The following is a 17585-nucleotide window of genomic DNA, read 5'->3' on the forward strand; positions in this document are numbered from 1 at the left end:
CGGGCACGTAGACTGGACGGCTGTGCCACGGGGAGCGGCAGCCCGTCGTCCCGTGCCCTCCGTCCGTCCCCGTCGCCCGTTTTCCGTCGCCCCGTGCCCGTCGTCCCGTTCCAGCCCAGGAGCAGCTCCGCCATGCAGACCGAACCCGCCCGCTCACTCGTCGGCCAGGAGTACGAGGTCGAGGTGGGGCCGGTCGCCCACGGCGGCCACTGCGTCGCACGGACCGAGAGCGGCCAGGTGCTGTTCGTCCGGCACACGCTGCCGGGGGAGCGGGTCGTCGCCCGGGTGACCGAGGGCGAGGAGGGCGCGCGGTTCCTGCGGGCCGACGCCGTCCGCGTGCTGACCGCCTCCAAGGACCGCGTCGAGGCTCCCTGCCCGTTCGCCGGGCCCGGACGCTGCGGCGGCTGCGACTGGCAGCACGCGGCGCCCGGCGCGCAGCGGCGGCTGAAGGCCGCGGTGGTCGCCGAGCAGCTCGCCCGGCTGGCCGGGTTGACGCCCGAGGAGGCCGGCTGGGACGGCACGGTGGCGCCGGCGCCCGGCGACAAGGTCGCCAAGGGCGAGGTGCCGGCGTGGCGGACGCGCGTGCAGTACGCGATCGATGCGGAGGGCCGGGCGGGCCTGCGCCGCCACCGTTCGCACGAGGTCGAGGTGATCGACCACTGCATGATCGCCGCGCCCGGGGTCAGCGAGCTCGGCGTCGAGGCACGGCAGTGGCCGCAGATGGCCTCCGTGGAGGCCATCGCCGCCACCGGCTCGAACGACCGGCAGGTGATCCTCACGCCGCGGCCCGGCGGGCGGCTGCCCATCGTCGAACTCGACCGGCCGGTGTCCGTGCAGCGGATCGGTGAGCGCGACCATGCCGTGCACCGGGTGCACGGCCGTCCCTTCGTGCGGGAGCGGGCGATCGACCGCACCTGGCGGGTCGGCGACGGCGGCTTCTGGCAGGTGCACCCGAAGGCGGCGGACCTGCTCGTCGAGGCCGTGATGCAGGGGCTGATGCCGCGCAAGGGCGACATGGCGCTGGACCTGTACTGCGGGGTCGGCCTGTTCGCCGGGGCGCTGGGGGAGCGGGTCGGGGAGCGCGGCGCGGTCCTCGGGATCGAGTCCTCGCGGCGGGCCGTGGAGGACGCCCAGCACAACCTCCAGGACCTGGAGCTGGTCCGCATCGAGCGCGGCAAGGTCGAGCAGGTGCTGCCGCGGACCGGGATCACCGAGGTGGACCTGATCGTCCTGGACCCGCCGCGGGCCGGCGCCGGCCACGCGACGGTGCGCCACCTCGCCACCCTCGGCGCCCGCCGCATCGCCTACGTGGCCTGCGACCCGGCCGCCCTGGCCCGCGACCTCGCGTGGTTCGCCGAGGAGGGCTACCACCCCACCACCCTCCGCGCCTTCGATCTCTTCCCGTTCACCCACCACGTGGAGTGCGTCGCCATCCTGGCCCCGAAGAAGCAGGCCGCCTGACCGGCGGTTCGTCGGTGGGGCGGCCGCCCAGGGTGGCCGTGAGCCCTGTCAGGGCCGACGGCCACCCTGGGCGGCCGCCCTCGCGAGGGGGCCGTCCACCGAGTCCACCATTCGAGGCACACCATCGTTGTGCCTCCCACGCTCCGTGTCCGCGAATCCGCACGATCCAACGGACACTTCGTCACCCCCACCACTGACGGAACAGGGCACCCTCATGCGCCACACACGTCCGGCGTTCGCTGTCGCCATGGCACTGCTGTGCCTCACGGGTCTGGGCACCACCGCCCGGGCCGCGAGCGACCCCGGCGACGGCACCGACGCCGGCCACTGCGTCATCGTCAACTTCGGAAGCGGCAACAACAACGCCTGCCACGACCTCATCAGCGGGAACAGCAACACGACCGGCACCGGTCACACCGTGGGTACGACGCTCGGCTCCGTGCAGTACAGCCAGGGCTTCCACATCACGAACATCGAGGGTGTGCACATCACCCTGGCGTCGGTGTCCGGCGGACCGTTCGAGGGCGCCGTGCCGGCGCTCGGCTCCGAGATCCCGGAGAACGGGTACCACGACTACGAGGTGCAGTTCCGGGCGGCCAGCGTGACCACGGCGAACGCCGTCTACAACGTCACCGGCTTCGAGGGCGCGTCGGGCCAGGTGACGTTCCTGATGCAGGTCGACGCCCTCGACTCGCCTTCCGTGACGTGCGACGTCAATGACAACCCCACCGGCCCGAAGCTGTCGGCGGTCCTCGGCTGCTACTCCACCGACGAGTTCAACAAGAACGCGGGCGTCATCGGCATCGCCTGATCCCCGTGCGGCCACGGGCCGGTCCCATCGGACGATCGGCCCATGGCCGTGGCGACCGGCCTCGACTCGGCCGAGCCGAGGCCCCGTTGGCGCCGGCTCCGAAGCTGGTGCCGGCTCCGAACCCCTTCAGGCGTGGGCGCCTGTGAGGGTCAGGAACTCGCTGCGGGAGCTGGGGTCGGTGCGCAGGCGGCCGAGCAGCGTCGAGGTCAGCGTGGTGCTGCCGGTGGCCTGGACGCCGCGCAGCGTCATGCAACTGTGCTCGGCCTGGATCACGACGCCGACGCCCTTGGGCTCGAGATGGGTCTGCAGCCACGTGGCGACCTGCGTGGTGAGCCGCTCCTGCACCTGCGGCCGGCAGGCGAAGTGCTCCAGGACGCGGGCGAGTTTGGACAGGCCCAGGATGCGCTGCCCGGGCAGGTAGCCGATGTGCGCGGTGCCGGTGAACGGCAGCAGGTGGTGCTCGCACACCGAGCGCAACGGGATGCCCCGGGCGAGCACCAACTCGTCGTAGCCCTCGTCGTTGGGGAACGTCGTCAGGTCGAACGGCCGCGGACTGAACATCTCCGCGTAGGCGCGGGCCATCCTCCCCGGAGTGCCGCGCAGGTTCTCCGACTCGGTGCTGATGCCCAGGGCGTCGAGGAACGCCGCCGCGGCGCGTTCCGCCCCGGCCAGGTCCAGGGCCGGGGGTTCGTGCACGACGCGCAGGGCGGGGGCGGCCGCTAGCGGTTCCACGGATACCGAGCTCATGGGGGACCTCCTCGTCGCGAACCTATTTCACTAACGATTGTTGGTGTTATTTTCATCAGGCGTCAAGGCCAGCCAGGAACTCATGCCTGGATGAGTATCACCAGCGCCTGTTGGCGTTACCGTGGAGACATGACTGCTGCGTCGGAGCCGGGCGCCCCGGGCGCCGTGCCGGGCACGGACGCCCCCGCGGGCGGGTACGCCGGGGCGGACGCGGAGGCGGGCCCGGACGTCGAGGCCGTCGCGGTCCTCGCCGACCCGGTCCGCCGCGGCCTCTACGGCTTCGTCCGCCGCGCGCGCCGCCCGGTGACCCGGGAGGAGGCGGCCGCCGACGCCGGGATATCGGCCAAGCTGGCCGCCTTCCACCTGGACAAGCTGGTCGCCGCCGGTCTGCTGCGGTCCGGCTACGGCACTCCCGGCGGGACGCCGCGGGTCGGCCGCCGGCCCAAGGTCTACGAACGGGCCGGCACCCACTTCCGCATCAGCATCCCGGAGCGCCGCCCCGACGTCCTCGCGGAGATCCTCGTCGACGCGGTGGCCGGCCAGGAACAAGGCGAGGACGCACGGGCCGCGGCCCTGCGCACGGCCCGTCTCCGCGGCGAGGAGATCGGCGCGGCGGTGCGGGCCGGCGGCGGCGCGGGACGGCTCGGTCCCGAACGGTCCGTGACGCTCACCCAGTCCGTACTGGAGCGCTACGGCTTCGAGCCCGACCGGCCCGCCCCGACCGAACTGCGCCTGCTCAACTGCCCGTTCCACCCCCTCGCCGCGCGCTCGCCGGAGCTCGTCTGCGGGATCAACCGCGCCTTCATGTGCGGGCTGCTGACCGGTCTGCGGACCGCCGGTGTCCGGGCCGTGCTCGCGCCGCACCCCGGCCGGTGCTGTGTGGAGGTCCGCGCGGAGACGCGTGCGGACCCCCGTGCCGCACCGACCGCCAACGAGTAGGAGAAGAGGAACGATGGCGCCACAGAAGCCGTTCGTGATCGTCGGAGGGGGCCTGGCCGGAGGGAAGGCCGCCCAGCACCTGCGTGAGGAGGGGTACGACGGACCGCTCGTCCTGCTCGGCGACGAGACCGAGCACCCGTACGAACGGCCGGCGCTGTCCAAGGGCTATCTGCTGGGCAAGGAGTCGAGGGACTCCGTTTTCGTGCATCCCGAGCAGTGGTACGCCGACCACGACGTCGACCTGCGCCTCGGCACCTCGGCCACCGCCATCGACCTCGCGGCCCACGAGGTGACGCTCGCCGGCGGCGGCCGGGTGGAGTTCGCCAAGCTGCTGCTGGCCACCGGCTCCACCCCGCGCCGGCTGCCGGTGCAGGGCGGCGACTTGGAGGGGGTGCTCACCCTGCGCCGCCTGGCCGACAGCGACCGGATCAAGCAGACCTACGCGTCCGTCGGGCGCGTCGTGGTGATCGGCGCCGGCTGGATCGGCCTGGAGACCGCGGCCGCGGCGCGCGCCGCGGGCGTCGAGGTCACCGTGCTGGAGATGGCCGAGCTGCCGCTCGTGCGCGTCCTGGGCCCCGAGGCCGCCCGCCACTTCGCCGACCTGCACACCGCGCACGGGGTGGACCTGCGCTGCGGCGTCCGCGTCTCCGAGGTGACCGGGAGCGGCGGCCGGGTGGACGGCGTCCGGCTGGACGACGGCACCCACATCCCCGCGGAGGCCGTCATCGCCGGACTCGGCGTCACCCCGAACACCGGGCTGGCGGTCGCGGCCGGCCTCCAGGTCGACGACGGCGTCCACGTCGACGCCCACCTGCGCTCCTCGCACCCCGACGTGTACGCCGCGGGTGACGTGGCGAGCGCGATGCACCCCCTGCTCGGCCGGCGCATCCGGGTCGAGCACTGGGCCAACGCGCTCAACCAGCCGCTGACGGCCGCCAGGGCGATGCTCGGCCAGGACGCCGCCTACGAGCGGCTGCCGTACTTCTTCACCGACCAGTACGACCTCGGCATGGAGTACACCGGCTACGTGCCGGCCGGGGGCTACGACCAGGTGGTGTTCCGCGGCGAGCCGGACGGCGGCGAGTACATCGCCTTCTGGCTCTCCGACGGCCGCGTGCTGGCGGGGATGAACGTCAACGTGTGGGACGTGACCGATCCCATCCGCGCCATCATCACCGCGGGGAAGCCGGTCGACACCGACCGGCTGGCGGACACCGACGTACCGCTCACCGACCTTGCGGGGGCGTCCACCTCGGACTGACCGCCGCACCCTGAAGGGCGTACGGGCGGAGCTACGACGGAGAGGGTCCCGCTCCCGGCCGGTCAGCGGCCGGCAGCGGGACCTCCGCTGTCGCCGCTGCGGTCGTCCGGGACGGCCAGCCACCCGCTGATCCCCGCGAGCGCGGTGGGGCCGTAGTCCTCGTCGACCCCGCGGGCCAGGTCGGCGACCGAGACGTCCCGCAGTGCCGCCCGCCACGCGGCCTCGGCCGAGGCCATCGCCCGGGTGATGGCGCACGGCCGGGTGCAGTCCTCCGGTGCGGCAGCCAGCGGGCCGCGCTGCCGGATCTCCGTGCAGACGAAGGCGGGCTGCGGCCCGTCGACGGCCGCCACGACCTCCAGGACGCTGAGCAGTTCGGGGGAGCGGGTGAGGACGTAGCCGCCCGCCTTGCCCTGGACCGAGTTCACCAGTCCCGCCCGCGACAGCGCCTGCAACTGCTTGGCCAGGTAGCTGCCCGAGACGTCGTGCAGCTCGGCCAGCCGCGCGGCGGGTACGGGGGCGGACGCGGTGGTCAGCACGACGCAGCAGTGCAGTGCCCACTCGACGCCGCCCGACAGTTTCGTGCGCGTACTCCGATGTCCGGCACACGGCGCTTGCCGCTGACCTGCTGCCGGGAGGCCCCGCAGCCGCCCGGACGGCGGGCGTGTCTGTCGCTTGATCCCGCTTCTCGACCGCGGCTGTTACCCAGGGCCCGGCGGCGGACGCGGCGGCGGCGTACGGCTGTTCGGGGTGGCGCAGGGGCTCCTGCCGGGCGAAACGCGATCCGGCGCGCCCGGACGCGGCGGTGCGTGCGTCCCACAGCCGAGAGTCACGGAGATGTCCGCGAACTGTAACAAGGGGTGTTTGCGTGGGGACGGCGGGTTTGTCCGAGTCACGGTGGTTTCCTCCTCGGCGCTCGTGCCGGGGAGGAGTACCACCGGCGCACCCTTCCCAAGGGGTGTGCCCTGTCTGAAAGGGGACAGGAGTGTCCCGTCTCGCTTCCCGTCTGGCTGCGACCACGATCGTCGCCGGTGCCGCGATCGCCGCAGCGGCGATGCCCGCCGCCGCCGCGGACCACGGCCGCAGCCACTACCCGGTGCGTTCCCAGGTCGTGCTGGGAGCCATCCAGTACGACAGCCCCGGGTTCGACAACCGTAGCAACACCTCGCTGAACGCGGAGTGGGTCACGGTCGTCAACGTCGGCCGGTACAGCGTGGACCTGTCGGGCTGGACCCTGTCCGGCGACGACCACCACGCCTACCGGTTCCACCACCTCCGGCTGGCCGGCCATGCCTCGGTGCGGGTCCACACCGGCATCGGTCACGACACCCGGACCGACGTCTACCAGGACCGTCGCACCTACGCGTGGGACAACGACGACACCGCGACGCTGCGCGACAGCTTCGGCCGCCTCGTCGACACCAAGTCCTGGGGTCACCGGGACCACCGTGGTGACCGCGACCGTGACCGCGACCACCGCGGCGGCTACCCCGTGGACCACCGGAACGACCACAAGGGTGACCACCGGGACCACAAGGGTGACGACCGCGACCACCGCGGCGACAACCGGGACCACCGTGGTGACGACCGGGACCACCGTGGTGACGACCGGGACCACCGTGGTGACGACCGCGGTGACCACAAGGGCGACCACCGCGGTGACAACCGGGGCGACAACCGCGGTGACAACCGGGGCGACAACCGTGGGGACCACAGGGGCGACGACCGCGGCGCCAGCCACGGCACGAACCTCGGTGACCACCACGGCAACACCCCGGGCAGCAACCACGGGGGCCGTGACCTTCGTGGCTGACCCGTCCCACCTGTGACGGGGCCTGGCCCGTCGCAGAGCCCCGCCACTCCTTTCCCCAGAGTGGCGGGGCTTTCCTTTCGCTGTTCCGCATCTGCGAGTGGCGACTGGCGAACCGCCTTGCATCTGCGGTGTGTTGCGGCGAGCTTCGTCGCATGTGCGTTTGCCTCGGGGGTCGGCGCGGGTAGTCCTCTGCCCGAGGAGGTGGGTGCCGTGGGATGGTCACTTGCCACGGCCGGCGAGTCGTCGGCCGGCCCGACGGCGGAGGTCGTGCTGTCGGGCGATCTGGCGCGGCCGGCCCGCCTGACCGTGGCGGAACTCCTCGTCTGGCGGCAGCACAGCGCGACGGTGGCTTTCGAGTGCGCCACCAGCGGCGTCCAGCAGCACACCTTCACCGGTCCGCTCCTGCACGACGTCCTCAGCGACGCCGGCCCGGGCTTCGACCCCGGGCGCCGCAAAGACCGGCTGCGGTTCCTCATCGCGGTCCGGGGCGTGGACGGCCACCGCGCCGTGCTGTCCTGGGCGGAGATCGACCCCGACTTCGGGCGAGCTCCGGTCCTGCTCGCCGTGACGCTCGACGGGAACCGGCTGGACCGCGCCGGACCCCAACTCGTCCTGCCCCAGGACCGCTGCGGGGCCCGCTACGTCAGCGGAATCCAGGCGATCCGGGTGGACGGCCGCTACACCGCGTGGGCCTGAAGGCCCCCGGCGCGAGCGGGCGAACGGGGGACGGCCGGGGCCCGCGGGGTGGGGCCCCGGCCTTCGCCTGACCCGCTCGGCCCCGGAGGCTGGGCGCCAGGACGGAAACGACGGCCAGAACGGCCAGGACGGCCGGGGCGCTTCGACCGGCGTCAGCCCAGGCGGCGGATCTCACCGCGGGTCCGGTAGAAGCCGCCGCGGGAGGCGGCGTGCAGCTCGGTGACGAGGTAGCGGACGCCCGGTGTGCGGATGTCCTTCGGGAACTGGACGTGCCACGCGGGGTCGTAGCCCGGCGAGACGACCCGGACGCGGGTGCGCGCGCCCTCCTGGTAGCACTCGACGACCACGCCGCCCGCCGCGGCCGCGCCCGCGTCCACGACCACGGTCTCCACCGCGCGGGCCGGCACCACACGCTCCCAGCCGGTGGCCTTGATGTCCGCGGTGTCGGGCAGCCGTCCGGCCCGCGCCTCGCGCACCGCGGTCTCGCCGGCGTCGATGCAGGCCAGCGAGCCGTCCGTGGTCACCAGGTACAGGCGCTCGTCGCGGTACTGCATCGAGTACGCGGAACCGCAGCCGGTGGCCAGCTTCCACAGCCGGGTGCCGTCCGCGGAGAAGCAGTACACCGACGAGTGGTTGTCGCCGGCGAAGACGTAACGGCCGTCCGGCGAGGTCGCGCAGGAGAACACCGCGGAGTCGCAGCGGTAGCGGGCCCGTTCCGCGCCGTCGGCCTTGGCGAGCCGGTGCACCCAGCCGCGTGAGGTGCCGGCGAACACCTCGTCCCGCTCCTGCCAGCCGAAGAGCACCTGGCCCTGGGTCGGCGTGGTCCAGCGCGGCGCGCCGTCCCGCGCGCCGTACATGGCCACGCCGTGGGAGTCGCCGTGGTAGACGCCCTCGTCGTCGCACCGGACCATCCAGGCGTGGGTGCCGTGGCCGGCCCGCCGCCACTGGAACTCGTCCTCGTGGTCGACCGTCGTCACCCCGCCGCGGGCGTCGGACACCCCGAGCACGCCGTCGTGGATGTCGAGCCAGTAGATGTCGACGTCGTCGGCTATCTCGTACGCCACGTGCGGGACCTTGCCGCTGAGGTCGTACACCCGGCCGTCGTCACAGCCCGCGTAGATCCAGAAGTCGTCGGCCACGATGCACTTCACGCCGTCCGGCAGGCCGAAGCGCGCGGTGACCCGGCCGCCGGGCGTGAGGGTGAAGACGTCACCGGCCTGGTTGCCGACCCACACCCGCTCGTCGTCGACGAAGATCCCGAACGCGGGCGAGCCGGAACGGAAACGCCAGAGCAGCGGGGCCTGTTCAGCGGTGGAGCGGCGGCTGACGATCTCCCGCCGGGTCACCGCACGCCGCTGGCGCACGCCGCGCACCGCGGGCGCGTACCCCTTGCGGACCTTGGCGCCGATCTTCTTCGCCGCCTCGGCCTCCGCCTGCTGCGCGGTGGCGTACGCCGTCGTCCTCGTCTGGCCCGGCTCGCCGATGCGGCCGAAGGTGATCGTCACCTCGGTGCCGTCACGCACCACCTCGTAGAACTTGTGCGAGCCATTTCCCTCCTCCGACAGCTCCAGATACGTCGTGGTCGGCGTGTTGACGGCGGCGGCAGTGGACATGGCTGTCCCCTTCACGGAGGGCGTGGGGTCGGGAGCCGTACGGGCCGAATGGCCCGTACGCAGTGGTCGTTGGCGACATCTGAGAACGTAGTCGCCGCCACTGACAGTCCCGCCGGTCCCGGCGGGAGCCCCTCCCGGACTCAGGCGTTGGCCGCCGCCCAGGGCGGCGCCGAGGACAGCGGCGCGTTCTGCGCTGTCGCGCGGGTCCACCCGCCGGCGTAGAGCTGGATCCCGCTGCTCTCCACGGTCGTTCCGTGCGTGGCGTCGCACGCGTGGCCGGCGCCGGTCGACGGATCGACCGAGGTGTAGACCTCGTAGCCGGCCCCACGGATCCGCCCTGGCTGTCACAACTCAGGGGCCCCGGAGGGGAATTACCGCCCCCCGGGGCCCCGCCGCGCCACGAGAGCCCTACAGTGCACGCATGGACTCCCCAGGCGCCCTGCGCGTCACGACGCCCGCCGAGCGGCATGAGCTCATCGGCCGGGCCCGCGAGACCGGCGAGAGCCGGCCGGTCCTCGTCCTGGACGACCTGGCCGGGAACGCGCTGCCCGGCCGGACGGCGGAGAGCTTCCCCGCCCGCCGCACGGCGGCGACGGACGGCGACCGGATCGCCGCCCGGGGTCCCGGCGCCGGGCGCGGCGGGTACGGTGAGCCGGACGTCTGGATCCGGCACCGGTCCGCCTGAGCGGACCGAGGCTCCCGGGCTGCCGCCCGGGTGGGGCGGAGAGACCATGGGACGTGCGCGCAGGATGCAGATATGGCCCGTCGCGGCCGCCGCGAAGCGGTGGCGCGCGTGGTGCGGTGACCTGGGGAAAGGAGGCCGCGTGGCGAGTACCTCCGACGGCCTGCGGGCCGTGGCCGACCCCGGGGGTGTGATCACGTCGGAGCCCGGCGGTCTGATGGACGTGCTGGGCGTCGCGGCGGTGGTGCTCGACGCCCGCGGCCGGATCGTGCTGTGGAGCCCGCAGGCCGAGCAGATCTTCGGCTGGACCGCCGAGGAGGCCCTGGGCCGTGAGGCGGCCGGGATGATGGTCGCCGAGGAGCACCTCGACATCGTCCTGTCGCTGTTCGAGAAGGTGATGACCGGCGGCGAGGCCTGGGCCGGGGTCTTCCCCATCCGCCACAAGGACGGCAGCACCCGTCCGGTGGAGTTCCGCAACGTCCGGCTGCAGGACGAGCGCGGCGACTTCTTCGCGCTGGGCCTGGCCACCGACGAGACCACCCTGCGCGACCTCGAACGCGACGTGGCCCTCACCGTCGGCCTGGTCTCCCACTCGCCGATCGGCCTGGCCGTGCTCGACGGCGACCTGAACTACGTGCTGGTCAATCCGGTCATGGAGGAGATCACCGGGGTTCCCGCCGCCGAGCATCTGGGACGCCCGGTCCGCGACGTGGTGCCGATGCTGGACACCGACGCCATCGAGGCCGACATGCGGCAGGTGCTCACCAGCGGCGAGCCGCTGCTGGACCGGATCCGCAGCGGCCGCACCGCCGCGGACCCGGACGTCGACCACACCTGGTCCGTGTCCTACTACCGCCTCGACGACCCCTCGGGCCGCGTCATCGGCGTGGCCATCTCCGTCGTCGACATATCCGACCAGTTCCGGGCGGCTTCCGAGGCGGCGGAGGCGCGCCGGCGGCTGGCGGTGATCGCCAACGCCTCGGTGCGCATCGGCACCACGCTCGACCTGGAACGCACGGCCCGCGAACTCGCCGACGTCGTGGTGACCGACCTCGCCGACGTGGCCGCGGTCGACGTCCTGGACTCCGTGCTGCGCGAGGACGACCCCGCCGTGCCCAGCCACGGCCCGGCCCGCTTCCGCGCCCTGGCGGTCGCCTCGTCGTATCACATGGAGGCCGTCGGCGCGGCCGACCCCGCGGGCGAGATCGCCTCCTACGCCGCCCACCGGCTGGTCACGCAGGCCACCCGCACCCGGCGCCCGATCCTCGTCGCCCGTGTCCTGCCGGGGGACCTGCGGCGCATCGCCCGCGACCCGGAGTCCGCCGCGGCCTGGGAGGAGGCCGGGCTGCACTCGTACCTGATCGTGCCGCTGATCGCCCGCGGCCAGGTCCTCGGCGTCCTGGACCTCGCGCGCACCCGCAACCCCAACCCGTTCACCGAGGACGACGCCGTGCTGGCGGGCGAACTCGCCGCGCGGGCGGCCGTCTGCATCGACAACGCGCGCTGGTACCAGCGGCAGCGCCACGCCGCGGTGGCCCTCCAGCGGCACCTGCTGCCGCAGCGCCCGCCGCAGCTGGCCGGGCTGGAGGTCGCCTACCGGTACCAGCCGGCCGGGACCGCGCAGGAGGCGGGCGGCGACTGGTTCGACACCATCCGGCTCGCCGGCGGCAAGACCGCGCTGGTGGTCGGCGACGTCATGGGCCACGGCATCAACGCCGCGGCCACCATGGGCCAGTTGCGCACCGTCACCCGCACCCTGGCCCGGCTCGACCTCGACCCGTCCGAGATACTCCACCACCTCGACGAGGCCACGCACGAGCTCGAGGAGATCATCGCGACCTGCGTCTACGCCGTGTACGACCCGCACCGCGCCCAGTGCCGCATCTCGCTGGCCGGCCATCCGCCGCCGGTGCTGGCCCACGCGCACCGGCCGCCGGTCCTGCTCGACCTCCCGGCCGGGGTGCCGCTCGGAGTGGGCGGGGTGCCGTTCACGACGACCACCGTGGACCTCGAGCCCGGTGACCGGCTGGTGCTGTACACCGACGGCCTCGTCGAGAGCCGCGGCCACCACCTGGAGGAACGGCTGCGGGCCCTGCTGGATCTGCTCACCCAGCCGCGCATCCCCCTGCAGGACACCTGTGACCGGCTGCTGTCGGCGCTTCCGCCGCCGGACCACCCGGACGACATCGCGCTGCTGATCGCCGAGGCGTGCTGACGCGGTCCTCCGCGCGTGTACTCAGGGTCACACATTGCCTCAGATGTCTCAGATGCCTCAGAGGGTGGTGTGCACCAGCCAGTCGTCGGCGCTGAAGGTGTCCCGGTCCGGGGCCGGGGCCACCGGCCTGACCTCGACGGTGTCCTCCAGCCGGATGTGCTCCGGCAGGGTTCCGAACCGTGCCCGGCGTGCCGCCGCGGCCTCGCGGTCCGCGAGCTTCTCGTGAGTCATCTCGTCCTCCTGTGGTCCCATGTCCCTGGCCCCCGGCCAGACACCGGTCAGACCGGTGATGACGGGTTCAGTCTCGCGTCCCGTTGCGTCACCTGTCAAGAGGGTGACGGCGTCTCCGGCTCGGTGGGGTGCGGCCCGGAACGGAGGCCGTGGCGTCCGAATCCCGCCAGCACCGGCGCGGGCGAGGGCCGACGCTGGGGGAGACCGACGCGGTACGGCCCGGACGCGGAAGGCCCAGGCGCCCGGCTCGACCGCACCGCACAGCGGAGGACCAGCACCATGACCACGACCGTCCGCCGGAACGCCGGCACCCTCGCCGCACGCGTGGCCGCCACCGACTGGGACGCCGTCGGCGCCGAACTCGACGCCCACGGCAGCGCGCTGACCGGCCCGCTGCTCACTGCCGGGGAGTGCCACGCGATCGCCGGCCTGTACGACGACGAGTCGCTCTTCCGCTCGACCGTGGACATGGCCCGCCACCGCTTCGGATCCGGCCGGTACCGGTACTTCACCCACGACCTGCCCGCGCCCGTCGCCGCTCTGCGCGCCGCGTTCTACCCGTTGCTGCTGCCCGTCGCCCGCACGTGGGCGGACCGGCTCGGCCGGCCCGCCCCGTGGCCGGACCGGCTCGACGAGTGGATCGCGATGTGCCACGAGGCCGGCCAGACGCGGTCGGCGCAGATCCTGCTGCGGTACGGCGCGGGGGACTGGAACGCCCTGCACCGCGACGTCTTCGGCGACATGGTCTTCCCGCTGCAGGTGGTCGTGGGACTCGACGCGCCCGGCGCGGACTTCACCGGCGGCGAGTTCCTGATGACCGAGCAGCGGCCCCGCGCCCAGTCGAGGGGGTCCGCCACCGTGCTGCCCCAGGGGCGCGGCCTGGTGTTCACCACCCGAGACCGCCCCGTGCGGTCGAGCCGAGGCTGGTCCACGGCGCCCATGCGGCACGGCGTCAGCACGGTGCGGTCGGGCCGCCGGCACACCCTCGGGCTGGTCTTCCACGACGCGGCGTGAGTGACCGCCCAGCCTTCCGCGCGAGCCGCCCGGAACAGCGTGCCGCTGAGTCCGATGGCCCGGGGCGGGGTGGTCCGGGCGGGCGCCCTGAACGGGATGGCCCGGGCCCGGGCGGCGGCCGGTGGTCAGCCGTGGCCGGTGTCGATCACGCAGAAGCGGTTGCCCTCGGTGTCCGCGAGGACCACGAAGTCCGGGTCCTCCGGGTAGAGGTCCCAGTCCACGCGGGTGGCGCCCAGGGAGAGCAGGCGCTCCACCTCCGCGGCCTGGTCCGCCGCGTCCCCGGCGTACAGGTCGAGGTGGACGCGTGGCCGCTCCTGCAGGGGCGTCTCGCTCAGGCCGAGGGAAACCTGCGGACCCGTCCCCGCGGCCGGGACCAGCACCACCCAGTCGTCGGTCATCTCCTCGCGCGGCACATATCCGAGGGCCGCCTGCCAGAACGCCGCCGCCCGGGCCACGTCCGCGACACCCACCACCACCGAACCGATGCTCAGCATCCACCCATCGTCGCACCGCCCACCGACAACCCCGCCGCGTTCCGCGTCCCGCATCCCGCGCGCCCGTGTTCTCGGTGAGCCGCCGACGCGCCACCGTCGTGACGACTGCGCCGTCCCGTTGCGCACTTCGCGGCGCGTAAGTGCTCAGCGCCCCGGCCCGGTGCCCGCCTGGCGTCCGGTGCGACATCGTGAGCGATGATGACGCATCGGTGCGCGATGTGTCATGAATGAGCAAGTCTCCGCAGGGCCAGTGCTCCGTGACCGGGTGCGCGATACTCTCGGCCTTCCGAGCGGGGAAGACGGGAAGTGGAGCGGCGATGGGGACGCACGAGCGGTGGACGCGGCTGCTGGAGATCCTGGGGGAGAAGGGCCGCATCCAGGTCGCCGAGGCGGCCGAACTGCTGGAGGTCTCCACGGCCACCGTCCGCCGCGACATGGAGGAGCTCGCCCGCCAGCAACTGCTGACCCGTACCCGCGGCGGGGCCGTGCTCAGCGGTGTCGCCTATGATCTGCCGCTGCGTTACAAGGCCGCCCGCCAGGCCGACGAGAAGCACCGCATCGCCAAGGCGGCGGCCGGCCTCGTCCCGCCGGGAGCGGTGGTCGGCGTCAACGGCGGGACGACCGCGTCGGACGTCGCCCGGGAGCTGGCGATCCGCGCCGACCTGGCCGACCGGGGCACCGCCACCGCCCTGACCATCGTCACCAACGCGATCAACATCGCGAACGAGCTGGCCGTCCGGCCGTATGTGAAGACCGTGGTCACCGGCGGTGTGGCACGGCCCAACTCCTACGAGCTGACCGGCCCGTTGGCCACCATGGTGCTGCAGGCGATCTCCCTGGACTACGCGATCATCGGCGTCAACGCGGTCGATCCGGTGTTCGGCGCGGCGACCCACGACGAGGGCGAGGCCAGCGCCAACCGGGCCATGGCCGAGCGCGCCGAGAAGGTCATCGTGGTCGCCGACTCCACCAAGCTCGGCAAGCGGGCGTTCGCCCAGGTCTGCGACATCGCCGCGATCGCCGTGCTGATCACCGACAAGGACGCGCCGGACGAGCTCGTCGAGCGGTTCACCGCGCAGGGCGTCGAGGTGACTTGCGTCTGACGGCCGCCGGCTGTTCCCCCCGCGTCTGACCCCTCCCCGCCGTTCCGATGGGCCGGCCCGACGTCCCTTGCCGCCCTCCTCCACGGCTCGGCCGGAATGTCACCGGCTCGCCGCTCGGCGCTGCCTGACGTCCCGGCAGCTCCGACGACTGCGCACTGCCTGTGTGGTGCTGCGTGTTTCTGCGTGTTGTGGCAACACTCTTGTCAGCTCTGCGCATTGCTGCCTAGATGGTCCTCGCAACGGTTCTGGATCAGCCGCGTGAGCGGCCCGACCGATCAGTGAGGTTGCCCCCGTGACATCACCCCTTGCCCGGCGGCTGCGCAGAGCCGCCGCCGGCTGTGGCTCGCTCGCCATCGCCGTCGCCGGGCTCGTGGCCGCCGCCCCCTCAGGGGCCGCGGCCACTCCCGCGACCGCCGCGCAGTACCCCAACTACGCGCCCACCCCGCCCATGGGATGGAACGACTGGTCGTACTACCAGTGCGACATCGACGAGAACACCATCCTCGGCAACGCGCGGGCCCTGGTGAGCAGCGGCCTCGCCGCCAAGGGCTACGACACGGTCACCACCGACGACTGCTGGATGGCGCACGCCCGCGACAGCTCGGGCAACCTCGTCTCCGACCCCGTGAAGTTCCCGCACGGCATGGACTGGGTCGGCGCCCAACTCCACTCGATGGGGCTGAAGTTCGGCATCTACGAGGACGCCGGCACGGCCACCTGCGGCGGCTACCCCGGCTCCCTCGGCCACTGGCAGCAGGACGCCGACCTGTTCGCGAAGTGGGGCGTCGACTACGTCAAGCTCGACGGCTGCAACGTGCCGACCAAGCCCGGCGAGACGGACGAGCAGAGCTACCACGACACCTATGCGGCGTGGAGCCAGGCGATGCTGAACACCGGCCGCCCGATGGTCTTCTCGGTCTCCGCGCCCGCCTACTTCGAGGACGGGCCCGACTGGGACAAGGTCATCGGCTGGTCCGCGCAGGTCGGCAACCTGTGGCGGGAGGGCGCGGACGTCGCCCTCGGCCAGGAGAGCGCCGCCGCCAAGTGGAGCTCCCTGAAGTACAACTACGGCTACAACGTGGGGCTGGCCGGCCTGCAGAGTCCCGGCCGGTGGAACGACCCGGACTTCCTGCTGGCCGGCGACTCGGGGCTGACCCGCGACGAGATCCAGAGCCAGATGTCGCTGTGGTCGGTGATGGCCGCCCCGCTGATCTCCAGCACCGACCTCACCCACCTGTCCGCCGACGCCCTGAGCGTCCTCGGCAACAGCGACGTCATCGCCGTCGACCAGGACCCCGAGGGACTCCAGGGCCGCCTCGTCCAGCAGGGCGACGGCTACGACGTGCTCTCCAAGCCGCTGGCCAACGGCGACCGCGCCGTCGCACTGTTCAACACGTCCGACTCCGCGCAGACCATCACCACCTCCGCGGCCACCGCGGGGTTCGGCCCCGGCTCGTCGTTCGTCCTGAAGGACCTGGTGGCCAAGCACGTCACCCGGACCACCGGCACCATCGCCGCCGACGTCCCGCCGCACGCCACCGTGCTCTACCGGGTCAGCCCCGGCGGTGACCGCTTCACCGCTCCCGCCACCACGATCACCTGGCACGACGTCAGCACCGCCGACCACCCCGGCACCTACACCCTGGGCCTGTCCGACCTCGGCCCGACCGGACTGTCCGACACCACGATCGCCCTGACCGCCCCCGCGGGCTGGACGGTCACCCCGTCCACGGTCCGTGTCAACCGGGTCGGGGCCGGGGAGACCGCCACCGCCAAGGTCACCGTCACGGCGCCCAGGGCGGCGCCCGGCACCACCGTCAGCACCGTCACCGCCACCGCGCGCTACGTCGCGGGAGCGGCCGGCGGCGACTCGGTCAGCGGCCCGCTGACCATCACCTCGGTGGTGCCGTACCCGACGCTCGCCGACGCGTTCAACAACGTGGGGGCGACGCTGGAGAGCGACACCGCGCCGGGCAACCTCGACGGCGGCGGCGACAGTTACTCCGCCGACGCGCTCGCCGCGGCCGGCGCCACCCCAGGCGCCACGATCACCGCCAACGGCCTGACGTTCACATGGCCGACGGCCGCGCCCGGCACCCCGGACAACGTGGCGACCGCCGGCGAGGCGATCGAACTGTCCGGTCAGGGAAGCGCGTTGGCCTTCCTCGGCACCGAGACCGGCTTCACCTCCGGCCAGGTCGTGGTGACCTATACCGACGGCACCACCAGCACCGGCACCCTCGGCTTCCCGAACTGGTGCTGCTCCACCACGACCGACTACGGCGCCAAGACCGCCCTGGCCATGGACCACCGCAACACCCAGGCCGGACCGGCCAACTACGGAGTCACCTATCGGGTGTTCTCCAACACCGTCCCGCTGACCGCCGGGAAGACCGTGCGCACGGTCACCCTGCCCAACCAGCCCGCGATCCACGTCTTCGCCCTCGCGGTCACACCGTAACGGGCCGCAAGTGGTGAACGGCGGGCCCCGCCGGCGTGATCCGCCGG

The 17585-nt window shown here is 73.1% G+C and carries 16 protein-coding genes; 11 read left to right on the plus strand and 5 right to left on the minus strand.

All coding sequences use genetic code 11. The annotated features are described in order from the left end of the window. The first annotated feature begins 132 nt into the window (after nt 1–132). Nucleotides 133–1461, plus strand: a complete 1329-nt coding sequence (locus K7862_RS13955; RefSeq protein ID WP_222962862.1) for a class I SAM-dependent RNA methyltransferase — start codon at nt 133–135, stop codon at nt 1459–1461. A gap of 247 nt (nt 1462–1708) precedes the next feature. Next, nucleotides 1709–2272 (plus strand): hypothetical protein, encoded by a 564-nt coding sequence (locus K7862_RS13960; RefSeq protein ID WP_222962863.1) that lies wholly within the window; start codon nt 1709–1711, stop codon nt 2270–2272. A 126-nt stretch (nt 2273–2398) separates the two neighbouring features. On the opposite strand, the gene folE is transcribed toward K7862_RS13960, so the two are convergent. After that, nucleotides 2399–3019, minus strand: a complete 621-nt coding sequence (gene folE, locus K7862_RS13965) for a GTP cyclohydrolase I FolE (protein WP_222962864.1) — start codon at nt 3017–3019, stop codon at nt 2399–2401. Nucleotides 3020–3148: 129 nt separating this feature from the next. Here folE and K7862_RS13970 point away from each other — a divergent pair, with 129 nt between their 5' ends. Together K7862_RS13970 and K7862_RS13975 are read left to right on the plus strand one after the other, a co-directional pair. After that, the gene (locus K7862_RS13970) at nt 3149–3958 is read left to right on the plus strand and encodes a helix-turn-helix transcriptional regulator (protein ID WP_222962865.1); all 810 of its coding nucleotides are present in this window, start codon (nt 3149–3151) and stop codon (nt 3956–3958) included. A 13-nt stretch (nt 3959–3971) separates the two neighbouring features. After that, on the plus strand, nt 3972–5219 hold the full coding sequence (locus K7862_RS13975) for an NAD(P)/FAD-dependent oxidoreductase (protein ID WP_222962866.1): 1248 nt from the start codon (nt 3972–3974) through the stop codon (nt 5217–5219). Between the two features lie 62 nt (nt 5220–5281). Here K7862_RS13975 and K7862_RS13980 read toward each other — a convergent pair whose 3' ends face one another. Further along, nucleotides 5282–5794: an RrF2 family transcriptional regulator gene (locus K7862_RS13980; protein WP_222962891.1), complete on the minus strand. Its 513-nt coding sequence runs from the start codon at nt 5792–5794 to the stop codon at nt 5282–5284. A gap of 407 nt (nt 5795–6201) precedes the next feature. Here K7862_RS13980 and K7862_RS38215 point away from each other — a divergent pair, with 407 nt between their 5' ends. Both K7862_RS38215 and K7862_RS13990 read left to right on the plus strand, forming a co-directional pair. Then, entirely contained in the window at nt 6202–7029 is an 828-nt protein-coding gene (locus K7862_RS38215) for a lamin tail domain-containing protein (RefSeq protein WP_308011977.1), read from the plus strand. A gap of 210 nt (nt 7030–7239) precedes the next feature. Then, a complete protein-coding gene (locus K7862_RS13990) occupies nt 7240–7725 on the plus strand; it encodes a molybdopterin-dependent oxidoreductase (RefSeq protein ID WP_222962867.1) in 486 nt (161 codons plus the stop codon). Nucleotides 7726–7877: 152 nt separating this feature from the next. Here the strand turns inward: K7862_RS13990 and K7862_RS13995 are convergent, their stop codons facing one another. Next, entirely contained in the window at nt 7878–9338 is a 1461-nt protein-coding gene (locus K7862_RS13995; protein ID WP_222962868.1) for a WGR domain-containing protein, read from the minus strand. Between the two features lie 421 nt (nt 9339–9759). Between K7862_RS13995 and K7862_RS14000 the strand changes: the two genes are divergently transcribed. After that, nucleotides 9760–10023, plus strand: a complete 264-nt coding sequence (locus K7862_RS14000; protein WP_222962869.1) for a hypothetical protein — start codon at nt 9760–9762, stop codon at nt 10021–10023. A 214-nt stretch (nt 10024–10237) separates the two neighbouring features. Continuing rightward, nucleotides 10238–12235, plus strand: a complete 1998-nt coding sequence (locus K7862_RS14005) for a SpoIIE family protein phosphatase (RefSeq protein WP_262413129.1) — start codon at nt 10238–10240, stop codon at nt 12233–12235. A 57-nt stretch (nt 12236–12292) separates the two neighbouring features. On the opposite strand, the gene K7862_RS14010 is transcribed toward K7862_RS14005, so the two are convergent. Next, complete coding sequence (locus K7862_RS14010) at nt 12293–12466, minus strand: hypothetical protein (protein ID WP_222962870.1); 174 nt, start codon at nt 12464–12466, stop codon at nt 12293–12295. A gap of 279 nt (nt 12467–12745) precedes the next feature. Between K7862_RS14010 and K7862_RS14015 the strand changes: the two genes are divergently transcribed. Next, nucleotides 12746–13480: a 2OG-Fe(II) oxygenase gene (locus K7862_RS14015; protein WP_222962871.1), complete on the plus strand. Its 735-nt coding sequence runs from the start codon at nt 12746–12748 to the stop codon at nt 13478–13480. A gap of 125 nt (nt 13481–13605) precedes the next feature. Here the strand turns inward: K7862_RS14015 and K7862_RS14020 are convergent, their stop codons facing one another. After that, on the minus strand, nt 13606–13974 hold the full coding sequence (locus tag K7862_RS14020; protein WP_222962872.1) for a VOC family protein: 369 nt from the start codon (nt 13972–13974) through the stop codon (nt 13606–13608). A 317-nt stretch (nt 13975–14291) separates the two neighbouring features. Here K7862_RS14020 and K7862_RS14025 point away from each other — a divergent pair, with 317 nt between their 5' ends. After that, nucleotides 14292–15077 carry a DeoR/GlpR family DNA-binding transcription regulator gene (locus K7862_RS14025; protein WP_222962873.1) on the plus strand — a complete coding sequence of 262 codons (786 nt, stop codon included), beginning with the start codon at nt 14292–14294 and terminating at the stop codon, nt 15075–15077. 292 nt (nt 15078–15369) lie between these two features. Then, nucleotides 15370–17538, plus strand: coding sequence for a beta-sandwich domain-containing protein (locus K7862_RS14030; RefSeq protein ID WP_222962874.1), 2169 nt, complete (start codon nt 15370–15372; stop codon nt 17536–17538). Nucleotides 17539–17585: the final 47 nt, after the last annotated feature.

The organism is Actinacidiphila acidipaludis, from assembly GCF_019890725.1.
Lineage (GTDB): Bacteria > Actinomycetota > Actinomycetes > Streptomycetales > Streptomycetaceae > Actinacidiphila > Actinacidiphila acidipaludis.

Excerpts from the sequence above, each read along its gene's own strand:
- K7862_RS13955 (WP_222962862.1), top strand. The coding sequence starts at position 133 with ATGCAGACCGAACCCGCCCGCTCACTCGTCGGCCAGGAGTACGAGGTC.
- K7862_RS13960 (WP_222962863.1), top strand. The coding sequence starts at position 1,709 with ATGGCACTGCTGTGCCTCACGGGTCTGGGCACCACCGCCCGGGCCGCG.
- folE (WP_222962864.1), bottom strand. The coding sequence starts at position 3,019 with ATGAGCTCGGTATCCGTGGAACCGCTAGCGGCCGCCCCCGCCCTGCGC.
- K7862_RS13970 (WP_222962865.1), top strand. The coding sequence starts at position 3,149 with ATGACTGCTGCGTCGGAGCCGGGCGCCCCGGGCGCCGTGCCGGGCACG.
- K7862_RS13975 (WP_222962866.1), top strand. The coding sequence starts at position 3,972 with ATGGCGCCACAGAAGCCGTTCGTGATCGTCGGAGGGGGCCTGGCCGGA.
- K7862_RS13995 (WP_222962868.1), bottom strand. The coding sequence starts at position 9,338 with ATGTCCACTGCCGCCGCCGTCAACACGCCGACCACGACGTATCTGGAG.
- K7862_RS14000 (WP_222962869.1), top strand. The coding sequence starts at position 9,760 with ATGGACTCCCCAGGCGCCCTGCGCGTCACGACGCCCGCCGAGCGGCAT.
- K7862_RS14005 (WP_262413129.1), top strand. The coding sequence starts at position 10,238 with ATGGACGTGCTGGGCGTCGCGGCGGTGGTGCTCGACGCCCGCGGCCGG.
- K7862_RS14010 (WP_222962870.1), bottom strand. The coding sequence starts at position 12,466 with ATGACTCACGAGAAGCTCGCGGACCGCGAGGCCGCGGCGGCACGCCGG.
- K7862_RS14015 (WP_222962871.1), top strand. The coding sequence starts at position 12,746 with ATGACCACGACCGTCCGCCGGAACGCCGGCACCCTCGCCGCACGCGTG.
- K7862_RS14020 (WP_222962872.1), bottom strand. The coding sequence starts at position 13,974 with ATGCTGAGCATCGGTTCGGTGGTGGTGGGTGTCGCGGACGTGGCCCGG.
- K7862_RS14025 (WP_222962873.1), top strand. The coding sequence starts at position 14,292 with ATGGGGACGCACGAGCGGTGGACGCGGCTGCTGGAGATCCTGGGGGAG.